We start from the raw sequence: 23,338 nt of genomic DNA on the forward strand, positions 1-23,338 counted from the left end.
CGCGCGGCGAGGAGGAATCAGCTACCAACGATCATACCACCGTTTGGATGCAGCGTCTGACCAGTGAAGAAATTGCCGTCATCGCAGGCGAGAAACAAATACGATGTCGCCACTTCCCAGGGCTGCCCTGCACGGCCCATCGGAACCTGGCTTCCGAAATCCTCGACCATATCTGCAGGCATCGTGCCGGGGATAAACGGCGTCCAGATCGGGCCAGGTGCCACACAGTTCACACGAATGCCGGTATCGGCCAGTTGGCTTGCCACCGACCGCGAAAACGCAGTGATGGCCCCCCGCGTGGCAGAGTAATCGACCAAGGTCGCGTTGCCCTTGAACGCGTTGACGCTGGCTGTGTTGATGATAGCGCCACCTTCGGGAATATGGTTCAGCGCGGCCTGCGTGCAAAAGAAATAACCCATCACATTGCTGTCAAACGTGCGCCGAAGTTGGTCCTCCGTGATATCACGCAGATCGGTTTGCAGATATTGTTGGGCGGCATTGTTGACCAGAATGTCCAGCCCACCCATCTTGTTGATCAACGCCTCCATGGCCGCAAACGCATCCGCGCGACTGCCGATATCGGCTTTCTCAGAGAAGCCCGTGCCGCCTTCATCTTCGATCGCAGCGATGGTGTCTTGCGCGTCGCGGTCTTCCTCAAGGTAAATGATTCCGACCGTCGCACCTTCGCGCGCGAAAAGGACAGCCACGGCACGACCGATGCCACTGTCGCCCCCAGTGATAATTGCACATTTGCCTTTCAGCTTTCCCGCGCTCGGATAACGCGGCGTCCAGTCCGGGGCCGGGTCCATCTTGTGTTCGTCGGCGGGCATGCTGTCCTGGGATTGCGGCGGTATCTTCGGATGCTCGGTCATTTTATGCTCCTGTGAAGCTGTCTTTTTATCAACGGCCATCCTCCGCGGCGGTTCCTTGAAGAACGTCGTTTTTCCTGAGATCCCGCACATGCATGGTGAATATAACTGTGCCGCCCCCGATGTTTCCGGCCAGAACAGGCAAACCACCCACAGCTTTGCGATTACCGCGGAACCATGGCGCGCCTGATGCGTTAATTTTTATGTTTTTAATGCCACCAACCTGTCAGATTTCATTCAGTGCCTAAACAGTCGAAAAGCGTCTTGCGCAGTGGTCAGGCAGCGGTTGCTGTGCGCGCTCGGGTTCCTGTCGTTGCGCAGGCGCTGCTGAAGCAAACGCCGGTTCTGGCTGTGCTGGTTGGTGCGCCCGGGATTGCCGCCCTGATCGAAAGGCAACGCGACTTGTCGCTCGCGCTTTTGACCCCGACCGTTGCGCTGATTGCGCTGGGTTTCATTTCGCGGCAGTACGAGACCCAAAAAGATGTCCGCCGGATCGAAGCGGTTGCCACTCTGGCGCTTATATTTGTGATCTCCACGCTTTTGGCGGTGCCTGCGTTTATGACGCTGAACATGTCACCATGGGACGCCATGTTCGAGGCTGCGTCGGGCATAACCACCACGGGTCTGTCCGTCGCCACCGATGCCGAAAGCTGGCCGATCTCTGCGCATTTCCTGCGCGCATGGATGCAATGGTGCGGGGGCGTTGTGATTGCGATCGCGGGTGTTGCGCTGCTCATGGACTCGGGGCGGGCGGCAAAGGTTTTGGGCAATCAGGCGGTCGGCGGAACGGATTATTTCGCCTCGACCCGCGCAAAGGCGCGGCTTGTGCTGACCGCCTATTCGATCATCACGGTCCTCGGCGTTCTTATCTCGATCCCGCTGTTTCCCGGCTGGTGGGAAGGCCCGATGATCGCGTTGACCGCTGTATCGACCGGAGGATTTTCGCCCCGTGACAGCAGCTTGGCGGATTACTCTGCGGGCGCGCAAGCCTTCGCAATATTGCTGTGCATCACAACATCCGTGTCGCTGTTGTTTTACGCGGTCGCCGTCAAACTCGGGCCACGCTCTGCCCTGTCGCGGGGAACCGTGCCGGTCACGCTTGGCATCATTCTGGCAGGAAGCCTGATCTATCTTGTCCTGCACGTGATCATGCAGGGCTGGAACGGAAAGGCCGTCTTTTTGGGTGTTCTGAACCATATTAGCGCCCAAACAACGGCCGGGTTCTCAACCTCGCCGGTCGCATCGTTCAGCCCGATCATGCTTCTTTTCATCCTGGCGATGGTATTGGGAGGTGATGTCGGATCGACCACAGGTGGCTTGAAAACAGCGCGCGTCACCATGCTGATCCGCATGGCAGGATTGGTGTTCCTGCGATTACGGTTGCCCGCCAGCGCGGTGTCCCATCTCAAGATTGGCAAAAAACGCGCTGACTCCGAGGCCATTCTGTTCTCGGGTGCGTTGTTGGTCATCTACCTGGCCAGCACGCTGGTCTTCTGGACCGCCTTGTGTCTTGCCGATCATCCTCCCCTTCCCGCGCTGTTCGATGCCGTCTCGGCGCTATCGGGTGTCGGCCTGTCCGCCGGTGTCATCGGGCCCGACCTTGGGACGGGACTGAAAGTGATGGCTGTCTTTGCTATGCTTGTGGGGCGTCTCGAGTTTTTCGTCCTGATTGCATTGTTTCTGCCCTCGACCTGGATCTCAAGGAGTTAACCGCGCATGCATATTACCGTTTTGGGCGCATCCCGATTTGGATTGGCGACCGTCAGACAGCTTATCGAAGATGGACACGAAGTTGTGCTGATCGACATCGACGAAAACCGTTTGGACGAACTGTCCGACGGTCTGGACGCAGCAATGATCTGTGGAGACGGCACCTTACCGTCGACTCTGCGCGATGCCTATGGCGACGGGTCGGACGCCCTTGTCGCGCTCACAAATAAGGACGATGTGAACATCCTCTCGGCGATCGTCGGCAGATCGGTTGGGTTCGAAAGGGTCGTCCCGCAAATCGTGCGGTCTGAATTGCTGTCCGTGGCGGATGAATTGAAACTCGATGACATCATCACGCCACATGAAAGCCTTGCGCGGTCTATTGTGACGGGTCTTACCCAAAACAGCGAAATGGACACCGACCTTGCCCTGCATCGGGAGTTGCGGATTACAAATCACACAGTCCCGCCAGAAATGGACGGCAAACAGATCAAGGATCTGGATCTGCCTGAAAACGCCCGCCCGATTGCACATGCCGGAGAGGACAGGGAAACTTTTGCCGATCCGGACGTGTATCTGACCAAGGGCGACCGCATTCTGTTTGTCGTATCACAGGATGACGCAGATGCGCTTCAAGCCGTATTCAGCGAGGATTGAGCGATGGCTCATCTGTCGCGGTGTCAGGCGCTACAGATGGCGTTTTTCCAATCTTCACCGCAAGCGCGATTTGCACCGCGCCCCAGGCGATCAGGTCAACGCCAAGCATCACGCCCGGCACCCAGGCCGCACTGAAGGGCAAGCCAAAGAACAACAGCAGCGCAAGCAAAAACGACAACAGGCCGGTCGCCACCATCCACGCGCCACCGCTGCCAAATGATCGCGCACCGTAGAAGATCCGCAATATGCCACTTGCCGCGAAATATCCGATCAGAACCGTTGTCAGCGCAAAGACGCCCGCAATGGGTTGCACGATCATCAGAACACCGCCGACGAAAGACAGCAGCGCCATCGCAAAGGCAGCCGCCAGCGCCCAACCTTCCTTGCGGCGTATGGCGGTCACCAGCCCCACAGCGCCGCTGGCGATCAGCACCCACCCTACGACGAGCGCCGCAGTAAGCGACGCCAGAAACGGCATGAGAAGCGCAATGGTGCCCGCAAGAAGTGTCACCGCCCCAACCAGCAGCAGAAGCCACCGGTTCTCTGCCGCGACTTTCCCCGCGCGAAACGCCTCATCGGGCGCGGCGGTCTGATCGGTTGCATTATCAACAGTCTGCGATGTGCTGGTCATGGTTTACTAGCCTTTTGCGGAATAATGTGAGCGCAATTGGTGGGTGTCGTCACTTGTTCGGCGCATCTTTGGCCAAACGTGATTTAGGCGCGCTGTCATCTTCCATGCGCTGTTCTGTGCGTGTCTTGCTGACCAAAGCAAAGATGATGACGGCCGCGATCGTTCCAAGAGCCAGGATGCCAAGCAGGTAACCAATATCCATTACGTCCTCCTTTAAGGGTGTCAGTGATGTATGTGACGTGATGAAGGAGAAACGCAGAACAGTCCGGCTGGGTTCCCAAAACGTCTCACTCTAAACCAGAGCGTCGGGAACCAGCGGCAGATATCGACCAAATGCTTTGGCCGGTTCGGGGTCATGTGGCAAAAGAAGGCCACGGCGCTTGGCGGGATCACGTTCCGTATTGTCCTGCGCCATACCGCGCCAGTGTGCCACCGCTTGCGACAATTCATAATACTCCGGCCCGGCCTTGGGCCAGAGCCAGTGTTTGAAGGTCCGCATGCGCAAATCGTTCACATCATCAGTGTCGTCAAGCGCGACCCCGGCTTCGGTGTCCCACGTCATGCTACGCGCATTCAGGTTCGCGGACGACACAATGGCTTGCGCGTCGTCAAAGATTGACACCTTGGCGTGCACATACACGATTGGCGATCCATTCAGCGTATCACGCCCCGTGCCGGTCAGTCGAACGGGCCGCGCAGGAGAAAACAGCCCAAGGCGATCACCAAACGCATCCTGCACAGACGCGACGCACCGGGCTTGCTGATATTCCCCAAACCGTGCATCAGATGATGTGTTGCCATCGAAGGCGACGTCTTCGGGGGCTGCCGGCAAAACGACGATCAAACCCAGGTCGGGACGATCCTGTGCTGCTTTCGCAAGTGCATCCGCAATCCGTTGATCGCGAAAAAACTGGGTTTCCAGATAAATCAGGGTCCGCGCCTGCGCGATCATCCGGAGATGCGCATCGGCCAGTTCACAGATCTGCGGGCGCGGACCAAGAAAGGGGGTTTCAAACGTGCGACGCGTCGAAATGGTACGCAAAAGATGCTCGGTCTTCGGCACGGTGCCATTCCCCGCCACGGTGTGCAAAAAAGTTTCAAGGTGCTTTTGCGCTTCTTCGACGACTGGACCGGAACACATCAACTGAACGTCATGCCATGTTTCGTCACGCGGGCGGTCGTGATCTTTACCATCATAGCGTCGTTCATCCAGATCCAGCCCGCCAATACACAGCAGGCTGCGGTCAAATACTGCCAGTTTCTGATGATGCGTGCCCGGCACCAAGGGGGGCGGCGGCCATTTGCGCGCGCTCAATGTTCCTCCGGCGTCCGAATGTAACCACGGGCGAAGGCCCGGACTGCATTCAAGCCGCTTGGCCCGCTGTTCCGAAGACATGGCGTTCAAAGACCGCGCAAGCCGGGATATTTCGCGCACGGTACGCGGCCACAACAAAAGGCGTGGCAACCAGCCAATGCGTGCCGAATGAGCTGCATTTATGATGTTCAGGTTGGCATTTGGACCGGCTGCTTCCTGGGCCGCAATAAACGCGCGCCGCGCCGCCCAGGATGCGCGATGGAGCTTTGGGCCGATGATCGGGTCGAAATCGGATAGGATAATGCGCAATGCGACGCCGCGTTCCAGGGTATGAACGATCAGGTCGAACCATGTGTCACCTATGGCGCGGCCCTCATCGCTGCGCAGCTTGGTCTTCAGGTCAAACACGCGGTAACCGGCCCAGATTTCGGTCTGAGCGTTCAAAAACGCGCGTTCCATTGCAGGATAGACTTCTTCTGCGGTGATTAAGACCTGAACATCGGTCAGAGCTTCAACGCCATTGGCAACGTCATCGGCGGTGCTTTCGCTGTCTTGTGTCATGTCACCGCCTCCTTTTGTCTGCTGGACCAACCATTCCGGCCGCCTTTGGTTCCCGATCAGCGCGGAAGGTGTAGAAACACAACTCTGACGGTCATGCCGTCACACCCGGGATGATTGGTCGGCACGGCCCGGCAACTAGATGCGACAACCCGTTTCAACCACGTCCGAGGTTTTTCCGAATGGCACTTGGACCCAGAGGCACGAAATGCAAGCCGGGCAATATCCCGATACGTCCTGAAACGGATGCCCATCTTGCGGCGTTGGGTATCAAAGCGCCTGGGCGCGGCTACCATATGGAAATCTGTCCATTCAAAACGGCTTTTGTCATCTTGTCTCTTGGCAAGATGCCCCGGCCGGTTTCAAAATCCAAAAGCGACTGCAATCGTCGGCGGGCCCTGTTGATCCGGCTTTTGATCGTGCCAGGTGCCACACCGCAGATCTCGGCGGCCTCGTCATATGTGAAACCGTGCGCGCCAACGATAAGCAGTGCTTCGCGTTGTTCATGGTTCAGTGTCGCGAAGGCCCGCCAGAAATCTGCCAGTGCCAAGCGTCCGTCATGTGAGGGTTTTTCGCCGATATTGATCATGATCTGTCCGCCCGCATAAGACACCTCACGGTCCAGCGTGCGCAGTTCAGACGAATAAGTGTTGCGAAGAATTGTGAACAGCCAGGCGCGCATATTAGTGCCTGGCTGAAAGCGATTGATATTTGTCCAGGCTTTCTCGAACGTCATCTGAACAAGATCGTCAGCCCGAGCTACGTCATTCACCATGGACAACGCAGATGCCCGAAGAAAGGCAAGGTGAGCAATCAGCTCTTCCCTCGGATCAGGCGCGGGACACATGTCAATTGACATTTGCCTTGCTGCGCAGTGCAGCAAGCAGCTTTTCAAAGGTCTCAGGCAGCGGCGCATGCGGGTCCGGCGGGCAGAATGCCGCCCTCAGTGGCACGACAATGTCTGCCAAACGACCCGTGTCATATTCCACTGTGCGATCCTGTTTCATTCTTTTGGGCATCTTCCTTGCAAATTTCGTGAACTGAACGCCGACTTTCCGCGTTTTGTTCCCGTTGGAAGAGACGAAACGGTATAAAGATGAGCACCAGAGACGCCACAGAGACACCCGCAGACCAAGATCCCAGCGTTCTTGATCGCCTGGCCCAGCACCGCACCGGCCTTGCGGCCATATCCTTTGCCGAAAGCACGGTGGTGCCGATCCCTTTAGAGACGATCGTTGCTCCTTTGATGGTCGGCCATCCGAAACACGCTGTGACAATTGCCATCGCCATCTGGTTGGGGTGTCTCGCGGGTGCTTTGGTGTTCTATGGCTTTGGTGCCTGGTTGGCTGAACCCGTCGTCCGCCCGGCGCTGTCAATGCTTGGCCTTGAGGACAACTTTACGAATATGATCGATAGGCTTGGCACTGAAGGATTGTTCTGGACGGTCTTCCTCGTCTCTTTCTCACCAGCGCCGATGCAGATCGTCACACTGGGTGCCGGTGCCGCCAAAGCGAACGTCCTCAGCTTTTTGGTAGCCATCGCGCTGTCACGAGGTCTGCGCTATTTCGGCCTTGCGATTCTGGCCCAGATCATCGGGCCGCGTATCACCGAGCTTGGCGTGCCCAAGCGGATTCTCATTCCGGGAATGATTTTGCTGCTGGCTGTGATCTGGGGCATCATGCAGTTGGTTTGACACCCTGAGCATTCAACCAGCCAGACAGAACATTCAGCACTTGGGCTGGAGATGTCACACGTCGTGCCGCCGACGTCTCCCCTCCGCCCACCTTGACAGAGATGCCGCCGACAGAGCGCACATGGGCCAGCGCGGGTTCGTCGGTCAGATCGTCTCCGAAAAACACAGGTGTACGCCCGGCAAACGGAGCCTGCCGCATCCAAGCTTTGATCACATGATCCTTGCCCACATCACGCGGGCGCAACTCAAACGCCATTTTCGCCGGATGCCACTCAAAGTCCGCGTGCCTGTCGCTGATCTTGATCACCGCATCACGCAGAATGTCCGCCAAGTGCGGCACCGCGCGGTAGTGAACAACAGCGCCAAGCGGCTTTGCTTCGGTCACCACGCCATCGTATTGCGCCCCTAATTGCTGGATGTCGTTTTGAATGTGTTCCACCGTGGCACTGTTGGTCAGTCGGTGGTGCCACACGCCACCCGGCGTCTGCCATTCGCCTCCATGGCATCCCGCGATCCATTCTGCACTTTGCGGCAGATGATATGTCAGATCGTCAATGCTCCGCCCGGTGATGACCGCCAATGCGCCTCCGGTGGCACGATGCAACCGCTTGAGCACCCCCACCAGCTGTGGGGGCACGGTGATTTTGTCTGGCGCGGCCGCAATATCGACAAGCGTTCCGTCAAAATCAAAGAAGATCGCCGCGCGTTTGGCGGGGATGTGCTGTAAAAGGTTTGTACGTTCTTGCATGCAACGTAACTCCCCAATCGGTTGTTTGTTCCATTCCTGCGCTGCGAAACCAATGAACCTTTTGGCGCTCTGCGCGTTGGGGTGCGGATTGAAAAGGAACACGCAGATGAGCTCTTCCAAATCACATGATGAAATCTGGAATGAATGGCAGGACTTGGTGAATATGTCCCCTTCGGAAATTGAGGATTGGTTAAAAACGGATGATAGCAAATCGGTCGGCGACACCGGCGATGCGTCCTCAACCGGGCGTGAGTCTGGACGCAGAATCGTGGCGATCAAGCGTACCAGGAAGGCCGATCTTTCGGATGATCAATGGGATCACATGGCAAAGGTCATCGGATACATCAAACGTCACTGTAGCCAAGGCGGGCCGGACGAAGACGTACAAAGCAGTAAGTGGCGGTATTCGCTGATGAATTGGGGCCACGATCCGTTGAAATCAGATGGTTGCGCGGATGCCGAGTGACAATGAGCGTCATGGTTACGACTGGTCCTTGAGCATCGCTTCGGCCGAATATGGCGGGGGGTCGGACAGTTCTACGATGATGCTGTCCTCATGCGATGTGACATGACGGATCGTATCTATTGCGTAGGGCGTGCGCCTGTCCTCGTCCTCGGCTGCAACAAGGGTCAGGCAAAGCATCTTGTCGGGATCAATGACGAAATCGGCCAGATGTCCAACCGGTCCAGAGCTGTCAAAAAGCGGCAGGCCATGAAGCGTCTCGAACCAGAACCAGTCGGAATGCGACTGATCAATCTCCGGGCGCTCGATGCGGTCTTTGCCGGTCAGGGCGTTAAACAATGCACCGGCAAGCATGGGTGACACGGTGTACCCGAAAGGCCCAACAAGAACCGGCGGCATGGTGTGCAGGTTCAACGGCCGCGTGTCTGCATCGGATTGATCGTTGTTTGAAGCGGCACGATCTTGGTCCGATACATGCGCAAGCCATCGCCCGTCGTTATTTGTCAGCCGCGCCTGTGAAAGCAGAAAATGTGTGTGCGTCCACTTGTCGACCGGGTCGATCAAAACATAGCGAAGCGCGCCGGACTCGATGTCTATCAGAACATCCACTATTTTGCCTGACTTCGCGCCACTTTCAGGGTCGTATACAGGTGCGTCGATTACATCGGTCAAATAGAGAGCCATGGCGGTGTCACCTCCGATCCAAATGATCGTTCAGCACAGCTTGGCAAGCGACGACACAATTCAGATGGCCATCTGCTTTCGGCAGGCCCAAACCATATTTGGCGTGCATCCCTTGTGATACCTGCCCACACCCCCCGACGCTGTGTTCCCCGGCAATGACATTAAGGTCGGAATGATCATTCGCGATGGATCGTTGCAGCGTGCGCCACCGCATTCGGGTGTCGTTCAGGGTCATCTAAGTTCTCCCATTTAATTGAAAGGCTAACTCATAGATGCCCGCTTTGTTCCATACAGAGTGGAAAAAACTGTTCTTTATGTGTCCTTAAGCGATGGCGGCACACTGGGCTGCTCGGGTGTACTATCGTCAGGCGATTTTGCGCTTTCCTTGCGCAAGCGCTCGACCAGTTGCAAGAGCCTGTCGGGAAGTGGCTCCTGCGTCAACTTATCAAAAGCTATCTTCATGTTACGATCAATTTCTTCGTTGATCTTTTGTTCCCGTCGCCGCGCCATTTCATTCCTTGTCTTTTGGCAGAACTGCTTGGCAGTTTCTTCGCAACGCTTCGGTCAGGTCAATGGTGGAATGAAAAATCTATGGCCGTCCACCAGACAGTGAACGGCCGTTTTCACGATTTATCACCCATCGTTATCCTGCGTGGGAACGGCGATGAACTGGTAAGTTCCGCCGCGATATACTCTAAGCAGCACCGGTCGATTTTCAGACTGAGCGGCCTCCATCGCGTCTCTTACAACAGACACACTATCGGCGACCTCATTGTCAATTTCGACGATGACATCACCCCTCGACAAACCGGCCTGCGCAGCGACGCTGCCCGGTGCGACGCCTTGAATGAACAGCCCGTTTATCGTGTCGGGCAAGCCAAGCTGCGCCCGCAATTCAGATGTCAGGGGGGCAACACTGGCACCCAGCCTTGGCTCACCAGCATCGCTGTCTGTATCCATCTGGGCCGCCACATTCACCGAGCCGGGTTGACGCCCAATCTCCACCGCCAACTCTCTTTCCTGCCCATCGCGCCAGACGGTCAGGGATGCTTCTTGACCGATGGCAAGATCTGCAATCGAGAAAATCAGATCGCGTGGGTCCGCGATGTCCGATCCTTCGACAGACAAAACCACGTCACCCGATTGCACACCTGCTTCGGCGGCAGGTCCACCCTGGGTCACATCGTTGACAAGCGCACCACTTGTATCGCCAAGACCCAAGGCGCTTGCGATGGCGTCGCTCACCGGTTGTATCTGGACACCCAGCCAACCACGATCCACCTGACCATCATCGCGCAGATCATCGACAATGCGCTCCGCCACATGCGATGGGACTGCGAACCCGATCCCAACACTGCCGCCGCTGGGGCTGTAGATTGCCGTATTCACGCCGATCACGCGCCCCTCGGCATCGAATAAAGGACCGCCCGAATTACCACTGTTGATGGCAGCATCGGTCTGGATAAAGTCATCATACGGCCCGGAATTGATGTTGCGCGACTGCGCGGACACGATGCCGGATGTCACAGTGCCGCCAAGGCCAAACGGGTTACCGATGGCCACAACCCACTCCCCAATCATCAGATCACGAGAGTCCCCCCATTCTACAAACGGGAACGCCTCGTCCTGATCCTCGACTTTCAGCAAAGCGATGTCTGTGGCGGGGTCTGTTCCCACCAGATTTGCCGTGATCCGTTGATCATCCTCGATTGTCACCTCGATCTGCGATGCACCCTCGATGACATGATTGTTGGTTACGACATATCCGTCCGCCGAAATGATGAACCCAGATCCCAGCGCCCGACGCGGCCCGGCCGGTGGAGCATCCGGGCGGGGCATACCGAAAAAGTCCTCAAGACCTGGCGGCAGCTGTGGCCGTGGACGTTGCGCCTCGGTTGGTTCAGCGCCGGTTGCGATGATACCGACCACAGACGGCAGTTTCGCTTGGACCATGGCAGAAAAGTCCTGTGGGGCCGGAAAGGTTTCGGACTGCGCCACGGCCGTAACCGGCATCGCGACTGCCGCGGCGATTGACATGGCTGAAACTGCATTGCGAATGGGGGACGGGACACAGGTCATCATTGGAAAAATCCTTTTTGCTGTTCTTTCAAATCGCACCACGTCGCGCGCGGCCTATGATTTAAGAACGAATGGGGACAAGATGGGTTCCGGGACCGTCGACCGCGGGTATGACCCAAATTGGAACCGAACATGTGACGCTCTTGTTGATTAATGCGTCATCCCTGCCCTGACGGCGTTCGGTCACGTCGCGGGGTTTTCTCTGTCAGGAGGTTTTATGCGACATCCCTGCGCTGATAGCATTACAGACAGCCTTCCGCGTAGTGTCACCCTGAAATCCGGGGCACGCATGACGGTGCGGATGGTGACGCGGGAAGATCACACGCGGATTCAAAACGCGTTTGCGCATCTGTCCGATGACACGCGATACATGCGGTTCTTGTATGCGCGACAGGATTTGCCTGCATCCGACATCGACCATCTGACAAATTGGCAGCAGCGGGACGATGTGGTGCTTGGTGGGGTGATTGAAAAAAGCGAAACCCCGGTTGGGTTGGCACGATTCATGCGGCTTATGCCGCAGGGAACAAAGGCCGAATTTGCGGTAACCGTCGTCGATGCGTTTCAGGGCGATGGAGCAGGATCACACTTATTGTACGCATTGGCAACTGTGGCAGAAGGCTGTGGGATTGAGACGTTCACGGCGCTGATACACCGCAACAACCATCGCATGCGGCACCTATTGGCCCGGTTTGAAGGCTGTTCATTTTCGTTCCAGGGGATGGAATTAAACGCCTCAGTACCGGTCGCAAGCATATTAAATTACGAAATTTCAGGAACCTAGCATCACAATACAAAAAGGGGCCCGAAACGAGCCCCTTCTTTTTGTCAGACTGCAACACCTGCTTAGTTCCAAAAGCCTTCGTCAACGCTTTGCATCGACTCCAGATCTTCTTCATTATACTTCGTCACATAGGCATAGGTCTGATCGTCGACCGCCACGAGGTTCAGGTCTTGAACAGAAATCACGACATGCTTATCGCCGACATCAAGAAACCCTCCGACCTCTGCGACAATGCCGGTTACTTTGCCATCTTCGGTAAGAACAAGGTCTTCAATCTCGCCGATCTCATTCCAGTCGGTGTTGACTTCATCCCACATCACGGATGAATCCCACCCTTCGTCGTTGGCTTCGTTCATCGTGTAAATCACGCCACCGGTAACGTCGCGCGATCTGATCAGATTGCCTTCGGCTTGGGCCAATTCCTCGGTGGACATCGCATCCATCGCAGTGTTGTTGTGCATGCTGGTGCGAGTGTCGGATGTATGCATATCGGCCAGTGCACCGGACGCGGCGAATGCGATAAGTGCGGCTGTTGTTGTCAATGTACGTTTCATCATCTGTCTCCTGTGGTTTCGGATCACACAGTCCAAACGCAACGTCGTCGGCGCGAGTTCCGCCGAAACAGCAGTTTTCGAAAATTAAGCCCTGAGCGTTTCTGTCGATGAAAAGAACATTGCCTGACTGACCGCAGTACGCACCTGTGTTTCGGTAAAGGGTTTGGTGATCAGAAACGCCGGTTCCGGCCTTTCCCCGGTTAACAAGCGCTCGGGAAAGGCCGTAATAAAGATTACGGGAACAGGCCCCAACGCTTTCAAAAGGTCTGTGACCGCGTCAATTCCCGACGAATTATCCGCCAACTGGATATCCGCCAATATCAAATCCGGCGGGTCTTTCCGGCCTAGGTTGACCGCATCGTCATGCGTCCGCGCGATGCCGGTCACACGGTGGCCACTTTCCGAAACCAGAAATTCAAGGTCCATCGCGATGATGGCTTCGTCTTCAATAATCATGACTTTGCCAGCCACCGCATCTTCCATCTCGCGGTAGGCGGTTTTGACCAGCTTGTCGGCGTCTTCGACGGACACATCCATAATCTCGGCAATGTCTTTTATCGCAAACTCCTCGACCGTTGATAGCAACAACGCCTCGCGTGTGTTAGCCGTCAACTTGTCCAGATGCTTTTTGGCCGCTGCACGCAAGCCATTCTCACGTCCCTCACTTGGCGCACCCCCCGAATGCCAGATGATATGAAACACCCGGAACAACGCCACTTTCGGAGAAAGAGACCGATCAAATGCTGTCTCATCGGCCAGCACTGCTTCCAATGTTGCCGCTGCATAGGCATCGCCGGTGCTTTGACTGCCGGTCAATGCACGTGCGTAGCGGCGAAGATAAAGCAAATTCGGGCTGATCGCATCGGCAAGATCGGGCAGAGCTGCATCAGATGTCATAAGAAGCCGTCCTTTTCAGATAATCATGGAACTTAACGCCCAGCTCACACGTTAGGTTCCCGGTAGGGCAAGATTCTTTGAAGCAGAAGGCACAGATTATGGGTGAACACGAAGAGGACGACAGGTCACAGGCTTTTATTGATGAGAACCTCAAACGGGTTTTTCAACAGACAATAGACGAAGATTTACCAGACCGTTTCAAAGAGCTTCTTGAAAAGCTGCGTCGCCAAGAAGATGCAAAATCCGACGATGTTCCCAAGATTAATAGTGACCCGCAATGAGCACCACCGATCCTCGTGAAGAAATTGTCGAACATCTTCCGGCATTGCGCGCTTTCGCAATGAGCCTGACGCGCAATGCGTCAACAGCTGATGACGTGGTGCAGGATTCAGTTGAAAAAGCTTGGAAGAACTTTGACAAGTTTCAGCCAGGCACCAATCTGCGTGCCTGGTTGTTCACGATTTTGCGCAACACGTATTATTCAAGTCGTCGCAAGGTGAAGCGCGAAGTGTCCGATCCGGAAGGCGTGTTTGTCGGACAAATGTCCGAGAAGCCAGCGCATGACGGGCATTTGCAATTCGAGGAATTCCGCAAGGCCTTTGCCAAATTACCCGACGAACAGCGCGAGGCGCTGACGCTTGTAGGGGCGGGTGGATTTTCCTATGAAGAAGCCGCAGAAATGTGTAATTGCGCGATCGGCACAATCAAAAGCCGCGCCAATCGCGGGCGAAGCCGGTTGGCCGAATTGTTGCACTTGCGCGAAGATGAACCCTTGGAAATGACTGATGCGCAAACGACCGCTGTCGTATCGCAAAGGTCTGTTGGTCGGATTTAGAAAACCGGCATTCAAGTGTTTTCAAAGCATATCAAGAATTGGATGTTTTCCACAGTACCGCGGTATACGCTACCGGGTAACCCATCCAATTGATGAACGGCCACTTCTCATAAATGTGTCACCGCCCTGTGCGACCCGATCCAGATATGCGCAAGCGCCGGTGTGGTATGGTACCCGAAGACGCACGCCGCACGACATGCGCGCGGCGTGACACCCGTTTTGTCATGGGATCACCGGCGGGCGATGATGTAGACGGCATGAACGATGCCGGGAACATATCCCAGAATTGTCAGTAGAATATTGATCCAGAAATGCTTGCTGAACCCCACTTCGAGAAACGTTCCCAAAGGCGGCAGCAGCACTGCGATGATGATGCGGACAATGTCCATTGCTATGATCCTTCTGTAATCGTGTTCAGCTGGCCAACGTGGAAACTGCGATGCGGGTTCCTTGCTTTGTGACCACGTTTTACGGCACATTCCGCGTCGCGTTTCGACCTGTAAGCGCACGGATCATCCAAAACGTTCCGGGAACCTCTTTCACGACAGTGGAGTTTGGCTAGCGAACCGTACAATTTCGAAGGAGGAAAAAATGGCCCAGAACACAGAAAAGAAGATGACCGATCAAGCGATGGATGCCGCCAGGGATGTGGCCGATGATGTTGCAGATGCCGCATCGGCAAAGGCAAAGGTTGAGGCAGAAAATGTCCGCGATACCGCAGCCGAGGAGACCGAAAAAGTGGCGAATGCCGCCCATGCCGCCTCCGAGGAATTCGATAGCGGCTCCATGCAGGCGCAGGCTATCGAACAGGTGGCCAAGCAGGTCGATCACATTGCCAATCAAATCCGCAACACCGACATTGACCGTTTTGCCCGCAGCGTGGGTGACGCCGCCCAGCGCAATCCGTTGATGTTTGTTGCGGGTGCTGCGCTTGCTGGCTTTGCCGTGACGCGATTTTTGAACGCGCGCGACCCGTCCCCTTCGCGGTCGATGGGGCATGACGATCCGTGGCAAACCCACACCCGACCCGGTCAGGGCGGCTACGAATATCATCCGACAGCGCAGCGTGGGGTGTAAATCATGTCCCGTCAGTCTGACCTGAAACATACGCCGTCGTTGGTGCTGACCGCCTTTCGGCAATTCACCCAGTTGATGCAAGACGAGGTTGCACTGGCCAAGGCGGAAGTGTCTCGCAACGTAAAAAGCGCAGGCGCGGGGCTGGCCATGATTGGCGTTGCTGCCATTCTGGCGCTTGTCGGCCTTAACGTGCTGGCGGATGCCCTGATCGGCTATCTCGCCTTGGGCGACATGTCACTTGGCACAGCTGCGCTTATCGTTGGCGGTGTCTTGCTGGCTCTTGCCATCGTGCTGGTCTTCGTCGGGCGCAGCAAGCTGTCCTCCGACGCACTGCGGCCGGACCGAACCTTGCACAATACGTCCAAAGATATCCAAGCAGTAAAGGAGGCCACCCATGCCTGATGGAACACTGCCTGAAATAGAAAAGAAAGTCGCCCGAGACCGCGATGCCTTGGAGGCGTCTTTGGCCAGTCTGAGCGATACGCTCGACCCAGACCGCCTGAGGAACGATCTATCCCAATTGGTGGATCGCTACGGAACCGAGCTTGGCGGGCAAGCGTGGAATGCCGCGCGTGGCAACCCGGCTGCCTTTGCTCTTGTCGGGGCCGGTCTTGCGATGCTGCTTAGCGGAACGGGACGACGCGGCGAAAACACGCGGCAGGGAACAGCATATCACCATGATACCGCTGACCTGCACGACGATGGCGCAGATAGCACCATCGCGGAAGCCAACGCGTCGCTGCGTGAAGAAACCGGGGCCGATTTCGAGCGCCCCAATTCCCATCGCTTGCGCGCGGCGTTACATGATGGGTTGCATCGTCTGTCGCCAGAGGCCCGGGCGCGGGTGCTCAATGCCCGGCATTCCGCGCTGCGTGCACAGCAGAATATCGAATTGCGTGCCGCGCAAACCCGTCAGAAAGCAGACCGCATCGTGCGTGAACGCCCCATTGCCACCGGCGCTGCCGCCTTTGGTATCGGCGCGTTGATCGCAGCGGTTCTGCCGTCGACCGACCACGAAGACGCGATGTTGGGCAAGCAGCGTGATGCGCTGATGAACCAGGCGCGCCAGGCACTGGAAGAAGAGCTTGCGCATCTGCGGCAGGCCGCAACATCGGCGATAGAGGGGGCTCAGGACGAACCCTCGCCGTATCAGATTCCGTCATGATGCATCTGCGCGTGGCGGCAACTCCCTGCGACGCTTGGCGATACAGTTGATCGGCTTGGCACCGCGCGTGCCCGGTCGGTCAAGCAGCTTGCTCCGGGTCGGGGCTGCGGGTGGCACTCAAATGTCCGCTTGTGGAATGTCCGCTTCGAACTTTGCAGGATTCCGGTTCGCTTTCCCTTTGAGCTGCCGCGATTTTTACCCTGCTGTCGGGCAATTGGCGACCGGATCTTCAATGCGGACTATCGGTTTTCGGTCAACGATCAAGTCTCGTGGAACAAGTGCAAAGGCCATAGCGTTTAGGGCATGAAAGGAGATCCAACATGACCACTTATCATCCCGACACGACCTATACGCCGAGCTATCAAACCAACGGGCAAGACCGGCACCACAGCATGGCGGACACCGCCCGCGAGACGTTCGATCAGGCCCGCACTCATGTGCGGGACACCACCGAAGCGGCGCGCAGGCAAGTCAGTACCTCGACGCAAAACGTATCCTCTGAAGGTGCAAAATTCGTCCGCGAAAACCCCGCATTGGCACTGGCCGGGGCCGCCGGTATTGGAATTCTTCTCGGCATTGCCTTACGCGGCCGCTGATCAAAAAACCGGCCTTGGAAAGCTGGCAGAGTGCGCGCGGGCCGTTCCCGTGCGCCTCTGCCAACTTTCACTCAAATTACGTCACGGGTGAATTTCTGTTTTCGATACACCATTTCCACCCCGTCAAAAAATCTCGAAAACCCGCCCGACCCAGCGCGAGGTTGGTTGCCTGACAAGCCCCAATCTCAGTCAATTTGTCAGACAAGATTTCCCGCCCAGAACATGCACAAGCGTAAAAGCGCTTGTCTCTTGAACCAGATCGGATTGTGACCTTTTCCAATGAATTAAGCCCCCATCCGGCCTTACAGTCACGCCAACTTGCCGTTTTCAGGAACATTCGATTGAATGGTTGAACATACATTTCAAAGGGAGTTAGCGTGCAACAGGCATACAGAGCATTGGTCGGCATCGGCGCGTCTGCGGGAGGGCTGGAAGCGCTCCAGCAATTTGTTCAGGCGATCCCCAAAGACAGCGATATTGCATTTGTCATCGTGCAGCACCTCGCACCGGATCATCCGTCGATTATGGACAAGCTTTTGGCGGCGCATGCAAAGGTGGATGTGCGGCAGATTCAGGATGGTGACCCCATCCAAGCCGATGTGGTGCATGTGATCCCACCCGGACCGTTTCTGGAAATATCCGATGGCCGGTTCAAACTGCATGATCATGCGCGCGAAGAAGGCGTGCGCACGCCAATTGACCGGTTCTTTACCTCTTTGGCAAACGAATCTGGGCGAAAAGCGTTCGGGATCGTCCTCTCTGGCACCGGATCGGATGGAACTCTTGGGGTTCGGGCGATCAAATCGGCTGGCGGAGCCACGATGGTTCAGGAAAGCAAAAGCGCACGGTTTCCCGGCATGCCGGACAGCGCGGCTGCCACCGGGCTTGTTGATTTCGTTTTGCGCCCTTCGGACATGCCGGATCGTATTCTCGACATTCTGGACTACCGCGAGCAGCTGGAAAGCGGCACATCCGGAGAGGACATCAACGAAGACATCCTGTCGGCGCTGGATGACCTTCTTGATCTGCTGGACCCTGAACAACAGCACGGCTTCAAAGACTACAAACCCCCAACCCTCGTACGGCGTGTCCAACGCCGTCTGTCCTTATTGCGCCAGCCTTCGGTCGAGAAATATATCGAAAAGCTGAAATCAGACCCCGAGGAACGGAACACGCTGATCCGCGATTTCCTGATCGGCGTGACAGAGTTTTTCAGAGACCCCGAGATTTATGACATCGTTCGCAAACGGGCGATCAGGGACATTGTCGCTTCCGATGCGGAATCCCTTCGCGTCTGGGTTCCCGGATGTTCCACCGGCGAAGAAGCCTATTCCCTTGCTATCGTCTTTCTTGAAGAAATGGCCCGGCAGGATCGGAAACGCCCGCTTCAGATTTTCGGAACAGATGTCGATATCAACGCGCTGCGTCATGCACGTATTGGCGCGTACACAAAAAGCGCCCTGACCCATGTCAGCGATACTCAGCTAAACCAATATTTCAGCAAAGATAACGGCTCTTACAGGATCATATCGGCGATACGGGAAATCTGCGTTTTCGCACCGCATAACCTTTTGCGCGATCCACCGTTTTCGCGCCTGGATATGATCTCTTGCAGGAATGTCATGATCTATCTGACGGGCGACGCGCAGAAAACGGTCTTGCCGCGCTTTCACTATGGCCTTGTTCCCAAAGGCATCCTGCTTTTGGGGCCGTCCGAGACATTGGGGCGTAATGATGATCTTTTTGAAAGCATAGACCGAAACGCGCGGGTGTTCCGTCGAAACGACAGCACCAAACCGCGGTTCACCGCTTTGGACGGCAGTCCGATGTCGCGCGGGATATCGCGCCCCCTGCCTATAAAAGTGCCGCAATCGCTTTCGAATGGCGATGCCATATTGCCCCAGACGCTTGAACAGCGGGCAGAGCAAACCTTTCTGCAACAACACGCCTCGCCATTCGCCGTGGTCGATGCGCGCGGAGGGATTCAGTATCTATCCGAAGCGATGACGCGCTTTGTCCGACCCGTCAGCGGCGCGCCCGAGATGACCACCGACAGCCTGCTAAGCCGCGAACTGCGCTTGCCGGTTCATGCAGTATTGTCCGAAAGCCGAGACACCGGAACGCAAGCGGAGGTGCAGAATGTCGTCGTCGAACGGGACGGCACTACGCATCTTTTCGACATCAGTGCGGCCCCCATGCCCGAAGGGTCTGGCGGGCATTTGGTGGTGCTTCACGAAGTGCGCCAACGCGAAGGACACGAGATCACGCTCGACGCGGATCAGGCCGCCAGTGCCGCCGTGGTGCAGCGCGAGTTGACCCTGGCCAACCGGCGGCTTGAAACCGTCGAACGGGAATTCGCAAGCGCCACCCAGGAAGCGCAAAGCGCCAATGAAGAGCTTTTGTCGATGAACGAAGAGCTGCAAAGCGCCAATGAGGAGCTCGAAACCTCGCGCGAGGAATTGCAGTCGATCAACGAAGAGCTTGAAACCATCAACGCCGAACTGACCGAAAACAACCGCCAACTCAGCCGCGCCAACAGTGATCTCAAAAACTTTCTCGAAAGCACCGATATCGCGACCCTGTTTCTTGATGCCGACCTGCGCGTGCGGCGCTTCACCCCCGCCCTTTCGGAACTTTACGGTGTCCGCGAACGCGATCTTGGCCGCGAAATCGCCGACCTTGCGGCGCGCGTGGACTACCCCGAACTTGCCGAGGATGCGGCGCATGTCCTGGAAACGCTTCAGCCTTTTGAACGTGAAGTGCATGTCCCTAAAACGCGGCAAAGCTTTCAGGTGCAGGTCAAACCGTACCGCACGATTGATGACCGCCTTGACGGAACCGTCATCACGTTCATCGACATCACGCGGCGCAAACACAATGAACAGCAGTTGAAGGACAACGCCCGCGTGCTGCGCGAACAATATGCCGAACTGGAAACGCTTTATGACAGCACACCGGTCGGTTTGTCATTGATGGACAGGGAGTTGCGCTGGCTGCGGATCAATTCAGAACTGGCGGCGATCAATGGTTTCCCTGTCGAAGACCATATCGGCGTACGCCAATCCGATTTGATCCCGGATATCGACAGTCGCATAAGCGATATCCAGATGCAGGTTCTGACGACCGGAGACGCTATCAGGGGCATAGAGGTCACAGGCGAAACACCCGCCGAGCCGGGCGTGTCACGGGAATGGATCGTGGATTATTACCCGATCAAGGATGGGGACGAAACCTTTGCCGTGGGTACCTGTGTGCGCGAAATCACAGACGCGCGGCGTATGGAACGAGAAGCTGTTGCCGCCTCGAAACGCGCTGAGGAAAGCGCAGCACGGCTACACCGCATATTCGGTGCCACACCTGCCTTTATCGCCATGCTCGAAGGGCCGGATCATGTCTTTACCTACTGCAATCCCCAACAATTAACCTTCTTTGAAGACCGGGAACAGCTGGGGCGCCCCTTGGCAGAAGCCTTCCCCGAACTCAGAGAACTTGGGCTCTACGACGCATATGATCAGGTCTTCACCACCGGCGAAGCACTTGAACGGGAAGAATTCGAGGCCACGTTCGGCCAGCCCGGATCAGAGAAAACATCTTGGTTCAGCCAGACCATTCAACCATGGTTCGATGAAGATGGAAACGTCGGCGGTGTGGTCACCTATGCGTTTGAAGTCACCGAACTGGTCAACGCGCGCAAAGAACAGGAAACCTGGGCGAAACGGTTGAAGGCCAGCGAAGCACGCATGGCGCGGTTGTTCGATCAGGCCCCGGCGATTATTTCAATTTTCGAAGGCCCAGAACATCGCTACATCTACACCAATCCCCTGCACGACAAGGTGATGGGCCGTAGCGATCTGATCGGCAAACCGATGCGAGAGGCGATGCCCGAACTTGAAGGGCAAGGCATATTCAAGCGGATCGAACAGGTTTGGAAAACCGGCGAACCAAGTTTGACTGACGAACTCCCAGCGAAACTGGAAGGGCCGGATGGCTCAACCACCTATTATCAACAGATCATTCAACCGTGGTTCGATGAAAAAGGCGCTGTGGCTGGTACGATGTCGTTCAACACCGATATCACCGATCTCGTGGTGGCACGCGAAGCGTTGCGCACGACGACGCACCGTCTTGCCGGAATTCAAAACAGTCTTGGCTCTTTCCTCGGCCTCTTGAACACAGACGGCGTTCTTTTGGAAGCGAACGAACACGCCCTGACTGCAGGCAATCTTGACCGCGAAGACGTGATCGGGAAACCGTTCTGGGACGGCTTCTGGTGGCAGCACGATCCGGACCAACAGCAGGAGTTGCAAAACTGGGTTGCCGAAGCGGCGACGGGCAAGACCGTAAAAACCGAATGCACGATCCAGGTGGCAGGGGGCAACAAGCGGGTGCTGGAATTGAAACTTGTGCCGAACCTCGATGATGACGGTTCAGTCAAGGAAATCGTCCCCTCCGGCATCGACATCACCCCGTACAAGGAAGCCGAAGCGCGCAAAGACACGCTTTTGGCCGAATTGCAGCACCGGGTCAAAAACTCGCTGGCCACGGTGCAGGCGATTACACGGTTTACAGAAAGGCACAGCGACACCAAAGCCGATTTGGTTGCATCGCTCAGCCAACGGCTGGCGGCGATTTCTCGAACCAATGATGCTCTCACACGCACAGATTGGAGCGGGCAATCCATCTACGAGATCATCCAAGACGAGATGGCAGCCTATGTCGATATTCAATCCGACCGACTTGTCCTTGAAGGAAAAGACGTTGTTGTTGATGCGGACAAAGCGCAGTCTCTTTCGCTTGGAATTCACGAACTCACAACAAATGCCGCGAAATACGGCGCGCTGAAAAACGATACCGGACAGGTGCGCGTGACCATTACCAGCGCGAATGGCATGCTGAAAACTCTGGAATGGCAAGAAAGCGGCGGACCCAAAGTGACACCCCCGGCTCAAGAGGGGTTCGGGTCATTCCTGCTCAAGCGGATCTTGCCGGAGGATTTTTGCGCAAGTGTGGAAATGGACTACAACCCTGAGGGGTTCCGGTGTAAAATTGTAACAAATGATCACAAAGAGTGAAAAACATGCGTGATTCGGCCAAAAAGACATCTGTGCTTGTCGTCGAAGACGAAATCATCGTTGGTCTCGACGTCGCAATGACTTTGGAAGATTACGGCTTCGTCGTGCAGGGACCGTTCAAAACGTCAGACGCCGCGTTGGAATCGATCAAAGACCAAAAACCCGATTTCGCCGTATTGGACCTGAACCTTGGTGGCGACAAAACCAGCGAAGCGGTGGCGCAAAAGCTGACGGAATTGAACTGCCCGTTTTATTTCCTCACAGGATACGGCGCATCCTCTCATCCGGTGATTGAAAAATATTCTAGCGTCAAATGCCTGACCAAACCGATTGACCCCCGGCGCGTCGCCAAAATGATCGACGTCGCGATGGCATAGAAAAACAGCGGCCCGATATAAGCCGCCGACGCTCTTATCGCTGCTTTGTTGATCCCATCACCCGCAGGATCGTATCTCGCCGTCTCGCTCGTTGCATCTGTTTGGATACGCCTGCAAGCGCGCGACAGGCTTTGCCCGATCGGGCCAATTTGCGAATGTGAGACAACAGACAAACCTATTGTGCCTGTGATGTTGTCTCGACACACAGCGCCGCACCTCAATCGTTCGAAACGCACGATCAAATACTTCCCACGGCATGGAACCCGCCTCGCAAGACAACCGTTCTTGAACCAGGAGGTTCATGATGGACAGACTGAGTATCTACCTGACAATGATGACCGGCGCGGTTCTGACCGGCACATTGGTTATTATCGCGTTTACGTTCGGCTATTACGGCTGGGTGCCAATTCTGGGCGCGGTCGCGATTGGCTATGCGCTGTCATGGCCGGTTGCCTATGTCATTTCCAGACAGATCAAACGCAATGACCCGAACTGGGATCATACGCGCAAAGACCGCACCGACGCGGTCCCCCGCGTGAATGAACCCGAGGTCTAGGACAAAACGCCCTTCGCC

28 protein-coding genes are annotated in these 23,338 nt (G+C 56.2%); 14 read left to right on the forward strand and 14 right to left on the reverse strand.

The genetic code is table 11. The features are described 5' to 3' along the window. Window positions 1-17 precede the first annotated feature (17 nt). On the reverse strand, window positions 18-872 hold the full coding sequence (locus tag ACG74X_RS11545; protein WP_411234909.1) for an SDR family oxidoreductase: 855 nt from the start codon (window positions 870-872) through the stop codon (window positions 18-20). A gap of 237 nt (window positions 873-1,109) precedes the next feature. On the opposite strand from ACG74X_RS11545, the gene ACG74X_RS11550 reads away from it, so the two are divergent. Together ACG74X_RS11550 and ACG74X_RS11555 are read left to right on the forward strand one after the other, a co-directional pair. Beyond that, window positions 1,110-2,579 (forward strand): TrkH family potassium uptake protein, encoded by a 1,470-nt coding sequence (locus ACG74X_RS11550; protein ID WP_411234911.1) that lies wholly within the window; start codon window positions 1,110-1,112, stop codon window positions 2,577-2,579. A 6-nt stretch (window positions 2,580-2,585) separates the two neighbouring features. Beyond that, complete coding sequence (locus tag ACG74X_RS11555) at window positions 2,586-3,236, forward strand: potassium channel family protein (protein WP_411234912.1); 651 nt, start codon at window positions 2,586-2,588, stop codon at window positions 3,234-3,236. Here the strand turns inward: ACG74X_RS11555 and ACG74X_RS11560 are convergent. The 5 genes from ACG74X_RS11560 to ACG74X_RS11580 all read right to left on the reverse strand — a co-directional run bounded on the left by ACG74X_RS11560 (window position 3,223) and on the right by ACG74X_RS11580 (window position 6,747). After that, on the reverse strand, window positions 3,223-3,867 hold the full coding sequence (locus tag ACG74X_RS11560) for an HdeD family acid-resistance protein (RefSeq protein WP_411234914.1): 645 nt from the start codon (window positions 3,865-3,867) through the stop codon (window positions 3,223-3,225). The two genes, ACG74X_RS11555 and ACG74X_RS11560, sit on opposite strands and share 14 nt — an antisense overlap. Window positions 3,868-3,916: 49 nt before the next feature. Next, window positions 3,917-4,069 (reverse strand): hypothetical protein, encoded by a 153-nt coding sequence (locus tag ACG74X_RS11565; RefSeq protein WP_411234916.1) that lies wholly within the window; start codon window positions 4,067-4,069, stop codon window positions 3,917-3,919. A 90-nt stretch (window positions 4,070-4,159) separates the two neighbouring features. Next, window positions 4,160-5,743 carry a phospholipase D family protein gene (locus ACG74X_RS11570; protein WP_411234917.1) on the reverse strand — a complete coding sequence of 528 codons (1,584 nt, stop codon included), beginning with the start codon at window positions 5,741-5,743 and terminating at the stop codon, window positions 4,160-4,162. Between the two features lie 286 nt (window positions 5,744-6,029). Further along, window positions 6,030-6,599 carry a sigma-70 family RNA polymerase sigma factor gene (locus ACG74X_RS11575; protein WP_411234918.1) on the reverse strand — a complete coding sequence of 190 codons (570 nt, stop codon included), beginning with the start codon at window positions 6,597-6,599 and terminating at the stop codon, window positions 6,030-6,032. Continuing rightward, entirely contained in the window at window positions 6,589-6,747 is a 159-nt protein-coding gene (locus ACG74X_RS11580) for a hypothetical protein (protein WP_411234920.1), read from the reverse strand. The genes ACG74X_RS11575 and ACG74X_RS11580 overlap by 11 nt, the downstream gene beginning before the upstream one ends. Window positions 6,748-6,836: 89 nt before the next feature. On the opposite strand from ACG74X_RS11580, the gene ACG74X_RS11585 reads away from it, so the two are divergent. Beyond that, entirely contained in the window at window positions 6,837-7,433 is a 597-nt protein-coding gene (locus ACG74X_RS11585) for a YqaA family protein (RefSeq protein WP_411234921.1), read from the forward strand. Here the strand turns inward: ACG74X_RS11585 and otsB are convergent. Continuing rightward, on the reverse strand, window positions 7,417-8,181 hold the full coding sequence (gene otsB / locus ACG74X_RS11590) for a trehalose-phosphatase (protein WP_411234922.1): 765 nt from the start codon (window positions 8,179-8,181) through the stop codon (window positions 7,417-7,419). The genes ACG74X_RS11585 and otsB overlap by 17 nt on opposite strands. A 106-nt stretch (window positions 8,182-8,287) precedes the next feature. Here otsB and ACG74X_RS11595 point away from each other — a divergent pair, with 106 nt between their 5' ends. Continuing rightward, window positions 8,288-8,647 (forward strand): DUF3140 domain-containing protein, encoded by a 360-nt coding sequence (locus ACG74X_RS11595; RefSeq protein ID WP_411234924.1) that lies wholly within the window; start codon window positions 8,288-8,290, stop codon window positions 8,645-8,647. A 15-nt stretch (window positions 8,648-8,662) separates the two neighbouring features. Here the strand turns inward: ACG74X_RS11595 and ACG74X_RS11600 are convergent, their stop codons facing one another. From ACG74X_RS11600 to ACG74X_RS11615, 4 genes are all read right to left on the reverse strand, one after another. Continuing rightward, window positions 8,663-9,328 carry a PRC-barrel domain-containing protein gene (locus tag ACG74X_RS11600; RefSeq protein ID WP_411234925.1) on the reverse strand — a complete coding sequence of 222 codons (666 nt, stop codon included), beginning with the start codon at window positions 9,326-9,328 and terminating at the stop codon, window positions 8,663-8,665. Window positions 9,329-9,335: 7 nt separating this feature from the next. Then, window positions 9,336-9,563 carry a hypothetical protein gene (locus tag ACG74X_RS11605; protein ID WP_411234926.1) on the reverse strand — a complete coding sequence of 76 codons (228 nt, stop codon included), beginning with the start codon at window positions 9,561-9,563 and terminating at the stop codon, window positions 9,336-9,338. A 77-nt stretch (window positions 9,564-9,640) separates the two neighbouring features. Then, window positions 9,641-9,838 (reverse strand): NepR family anti-sigma factor, encoded by a 198-nt coding sequence (locus ACG74X_RS11610; RefSeq protein ID WP_411234927.1) that lies wholly within the window; start codon window positions 9,836-9,838, stop codon window positions 9,641-9,643. A 123-nt stretch (window positions 9,839-9,961) separates the two neighbouring features. Continuing rightward, entirely contained in the window at window positions 9,962-11,365 is a 1,404-nt protein-coding gene (locus tag ACG74X_RS11615; RefSeq protein ID WP_411234928.1) for a Do family serine endopeptidase, read from the reverse strand. Window positions 11,366-11,624: 259 nt separating this feature from the next. On the opposite strand from ACG74X_RS11615, the gene ACG74X_RS11620 reads away from it, so the two are divergent. Next, on the forward strand, window positions 11,625-12,191 hold the full coding sequence (locus tag ACG74X_RS11620; RefSeq protein WP_411234930.1) for a GNAT family N-acetyltransferase: 567 nt from the start codon (window positions 11,625-11,627) through the stop codon (window positions 12,189-12,191). Between the two features lie 62 nt (window positions 12,192-12,253). On the opposite strand, the gene ACG74X_RS11625 is transcribed toward ACG74X_RS11620, so the two are convergent. Further along, window positions 12,254-12,745, reverse strand: coding sequence for a PRC-barrel domain-containing protein (locus ACG74X_RS11625; protein WP_411234931.1), 492 nt, complete (start codon window positions 12,743-12,745; stop codon window positions 12,254-12,256). A gap of 84 nt (window positions 12,746-12,829) precedes the next feature. Then, on the reverse strand, window positions 12,830-13,642 hold the full coding sequence (locus tag ACG74X_RS11630; RefSeq protein WP_411234933.1) for a response regulator: 813 nt from the start codon (window positions 13,640-13,642) through the stop codon (window positions 12,830-12,832). A 98-nt stretch (window positions 13,643-13,740) separates the two neighbouring features. Between ACG74X_RS11630 and ACG74X_RS11635 the strand changes: the two genes are divergently transcribed. After that, window positions 13,741-13,923 (forward strand): NepR family anti-sigma factor, encoded by a 183-nt coding sequence (locus tag ACG74X_RS11635; RefSeq protein WP_411234934.1) that lies wholly within the window; start codon window positions 13,741-13,743, stop codon window positions 13,921-13,923. Then, entirely contained in the window at window positions 13,920-14,477 is a 558-nt protein-coding gene (locus tag ACG74X_RS11640) for an RNA polymerase sigma factor (RefSeq protein ID WP_411234935.1), read from the forward strand. Before ACG74X_RS11635 ends, ACG74X_RS11640 begins: the two co-directional genes overlap by 4 nt. A 230-nt stretch (window positions 14,478-14,707) precedes the next feature. Here ACG74X_RS11640 and ACG74X_RS11645 read toward each other — a convergent pair whose 3' ends face one another. After that, window positions 14,708-14,866, reverse strand: coding sequence for a YqaE/Pmp3 family membrane protein (locus ACG74X_RS11645; RefSeq protein WP_411234937.1), 159 nt, complete (start codon window positions 14,864-14,866; stop codon window positions 14,708-14,710). Window positions 14,867-15,068: 202 nt separating this feature from the next. On the opposite strand from ACG74X_RS11645, the gene ACG74X_RS11650 reads away from it, so the two are divergent. From ACG74X_RS11650 to ACG74X_RS11680, 7 genes are all read left to right on the forward strand, one after another. Beyond that, complete coding sequence (locus tag ACG74X_RS11650) at window positions 15,069-15,554, forward strand: hypothetical protein (protein WP_411234939.1); 486 nt, start codon at window positions 15,069-15,071, stop codon at window positions 15,552-15,554. Between the two features lie 3 nt (window positions 15,555-15,557). After that, a complete protein-coding gene (locus ACG74X_RS11655) occupies window positions 15,558-15,956 on the forward strand; it encodes a phage holin family protein (protein WP_411234941.1) in 399 nt (132 codons plus the stop codon). After that, window positions 15,949-16,719, forward strand: a complete 771-nt coding sequence (locus tag ACG74X_RS11660) for a hypothetical protein (protein ID WP_411234943.1) — start codon at window positions 15,949-15,951, stop codon at window positions 16,717-16,719. Before ACG74X_RS11655 ends, ACG74X_RS11660 begins: the two co-directional genes overlap by 8 nt. A gap of 320 nt (window positions 16,720-17,039) precedes the next feature. Continuing rightward, complete coding sequence (locus tag ACG74X_RS11665) at window positions 17,040-17,315, forward strand: hypothetical protein (RefSeq protein ID WP_411234945.1); 276 nt, start codon at window positions 17,040-17,042, stop codon at window positions 17,313-17,315. Window positions 17,316-17,692: 377 nt separating this feature from the next. Then, complete coding sequence (locus ACG74X_RS11670; protein ID WP_411234947.1) at window positions 17,693-22,387, forward strand: PAS domain-containing protein; 4,695 nt, start codon at window positions 17,693-17,695, stop codon at window positions 22,385-22,387. A gap of 5 nt (window positions 22,388-22,392) precedes the next feature. Further along, complete coding sequence (locus ACG74X_RS11675; RefSeq protein ID WP_411234949.1) at window positions 22,393-22,764, forward strand: response regulator; 372 nt, start codon at window positions 22,393-22,395, stop codon at window positions 22,762-22,764. 304 nt (window positions 22,765-23,068) lie between these two features. Then, the gene (locus ACG74X_RS11680; RefSeq protein WP_411234951.1) at window positions 23,069-23,320 is read left to right on the forward strand and encodes a hypothetical protein; all 252 of its coding nucleotides are present in this window, start codon (window positions 23,069-23,071) and stop codon (window positions 23,318-23,320) included. Window positions 23,321-23,338 lie beyond the last annotated feature (18 nt).

This window comes from Marivita sp. S0852 (assembly GCF_046591575.1).
In the GTDB taxonomy this organism is placed as follows: Bacteria; Pseudomonadota; Alphaproteobacteria; order Rhodobacterales; family Rhodobacteraceae; genus Marivita.

What these genes read in the sequence shown, in the direction of transcription:
- ACG74X_RS11635 (WP_411234934.1), top strand. Translation starts at nt 13,741, where the DNA reads ATGGGTGAACACGAAGAGGACGACAGGTCACAGGCTTTTATTGATGAG.
- ACG74X_RS11575 (WP_411234918.1), bottom strand. Translation starts at nt 6,599, where the DNA reads ATGTCAATTGACATGTGTCCCGCGCCTGATCCGAGGGAAGAGCTGATT.
- ACG74X_RS11650 (WP_411234939.1), top strand. Translation starts at nt 15,069, where the DNA reads ATGGCCCAGAACACAGAAAAGAAGATGACCGATCAAGCGATGGATGCC.
- ACG74X_RS11630 (WP_411234933.1), bottom strand. Translation starts at nt 13,642, where the DNA reads ATGACATCTGATGCAGCTCTGCCCGATCTTGCCGATGCGATCAGCCCG.
- ACG74X_RS11600 (WP_411234925.1), bottom strand. Translation starts at nt 9,328, where the DNA reads ATGGCTCTCTATTTGACCGATGTAATCGACGCACCTGTATACGACCCT.
- ACG74X_RS11615 (WP_411234928.1), bottom strand. Translation starts at nt 11,365, where the DNA reads ATGTCAATCGCCGCGGCAGTCGCGATGCCGGTTACGGCCGTGGCGCAG.
- ACG74X_RS11565 (WP_411234916.1), bottom strand. Translation starts at nt 4,069, where the DNA reads ATGGATATTGGTTACCTGCTTGGCATCCTGGCTCTTGGAACGATCGCG.
- ACG74X_RS11660 (WP_411234943.1), top strand. Translation starts at nt 15,949, where the DNA reads ATGCCTGATGGAACACTGCCTGAAATAGAAAAGAAAGTCGCCCGAGAC.
- ACG74X_RS11560 (WP_411234914.1), bottom strand. Translation starts at nt 3,867, where the DNA reads ATGACCAGCACATCGCAGACTGTTGATAATGCAACCGATCAGACCGCC.
- ACG74X_RS11555 (WP_411234912.1), top strand. Translation starts at nt 2,586, where the DNA reads ATGCATATTACCGTTTTGGGCGCATCCCGATTTGGATTGGCGACCGTC.
- ACG74X_RS11545 (WP_411234909.1), bottom strand. Translation starts at nt 872, where the DNA reads ATGACCGAGCATCCGAAGATACCGCCGCAATCCCAGGACAGCATGCCC.
- ACG74X_RS11655 (WP_411234941.1), top strand. Translation starts at nt 15,558, where the DNA reads ATGTCCCGTCAGTCTGACCTGAAACATACGCCGTCGTTGGTGCTGACC.
- ACG74X_RS11620 (WP_411234930.1), top strand. Translation starts at nt 11,625, where the DNA reads ATGCGACATCCCTGCGCTGATAGCATTACAGACAGCCTTCCGCGTAGT.
- ACG74X_RS11610 (WP_411234927.1), bottom strand. Translation starts at nt 9,838, where the DNA reads ATGGCGCGGCGACGGGAACAAAAGATCAACGAAGAAATTGATCGTAAC.
- ACG74X_RS11580 (WP_411234920.1), bottom strand. Translation starts at nt 6,747, where the DNA reads ATGAAACAGGATCGCACAGTGGAATATGACACGGGTCGTTTGGCAGAC.
- ACG74X_RS11625 (WP_411234931.1), bottom strand. Translation starts at nt 12,745, where the DNA reads ATGAAACGTACATTGACAACAACAGCCGCACTTATCGCATTCGCCGCG.
- otsB (WP_411234922.1), bottom strand. Translation starts at nt 8,181, where the DNA reads ATGCAAGAACGTACAAACCTTTTACAGCACATCCCCGCCAAACGCGCG.
- ACG74X_RS11595 (WP_411234924.1), top strand. Translation starts at nt 8,288, where the DNA reads ATGAGCTCTTCCAAATCACATGATGAAATCTGGAATGAATGGCAGGAC.
- ACG74X_RS11605 (WP_411234926.1), bottom strand. Translation starts at nt 9,563, where the DNA reads ATGACCCTGAACGACACCCGAATGCGGTGGCGCACGCTGCAACGATCC.
- ACG74X_RS11675 (WP_411234949.1), top strand. Translation starts at nt 22,393, where the DNA reads ATGCGTGATTCGGCCAAAAAGACATCTGTGCTTGTCGTCGAAGACGAA.
- ACG74X_RS11665 (WP_411234945.1), top strand. Translation starts at nt 17,040, where the DNA reads ATGACCACTTATCATCCCGACACGACCTATACGCCGAGCTATCAAACC.
- ACG74X_RS11570 (WP_411234917.1), bottom strand. Translation starts at nt 5,743, where the DNA reads ATGACACAAGACAGCGAAAGCACCGCCGATGACGTTGCCAATGGCGTT.
- ACG74X_RS11585 (WP_411234921.1), top strand. Translation starts at nt 6,837, where the DNA reads ATGAGCACCAGAGACGCCACAGAGACACCCGCAGACCAAGATCCCAGC.
- ACG74X_RS11645 (WP_411234937.1), bottom strand. Translation starts at nt 14,866, where the DNA reads ATGGACATTGTCCGCATCATCATCGCAGTGCTGCTGCCGCCTTTGGGA.
- ACG74X_RS11680 (WP_411234951.1), top strand. Translation starts at nt 23,069, where the DNA reads ATGGACAGACTGAGTATCTACCTGACAATGATGACCGGCGCGGTTCTG.
- ACG74X_RS11640 (WP_411234935.1), top strand. Translation starts at nt 13,920, where the DNA reads ATGAGCACCACCGATCCTCGTGAAGAAATTGTCGAACATCTTCCGGCA.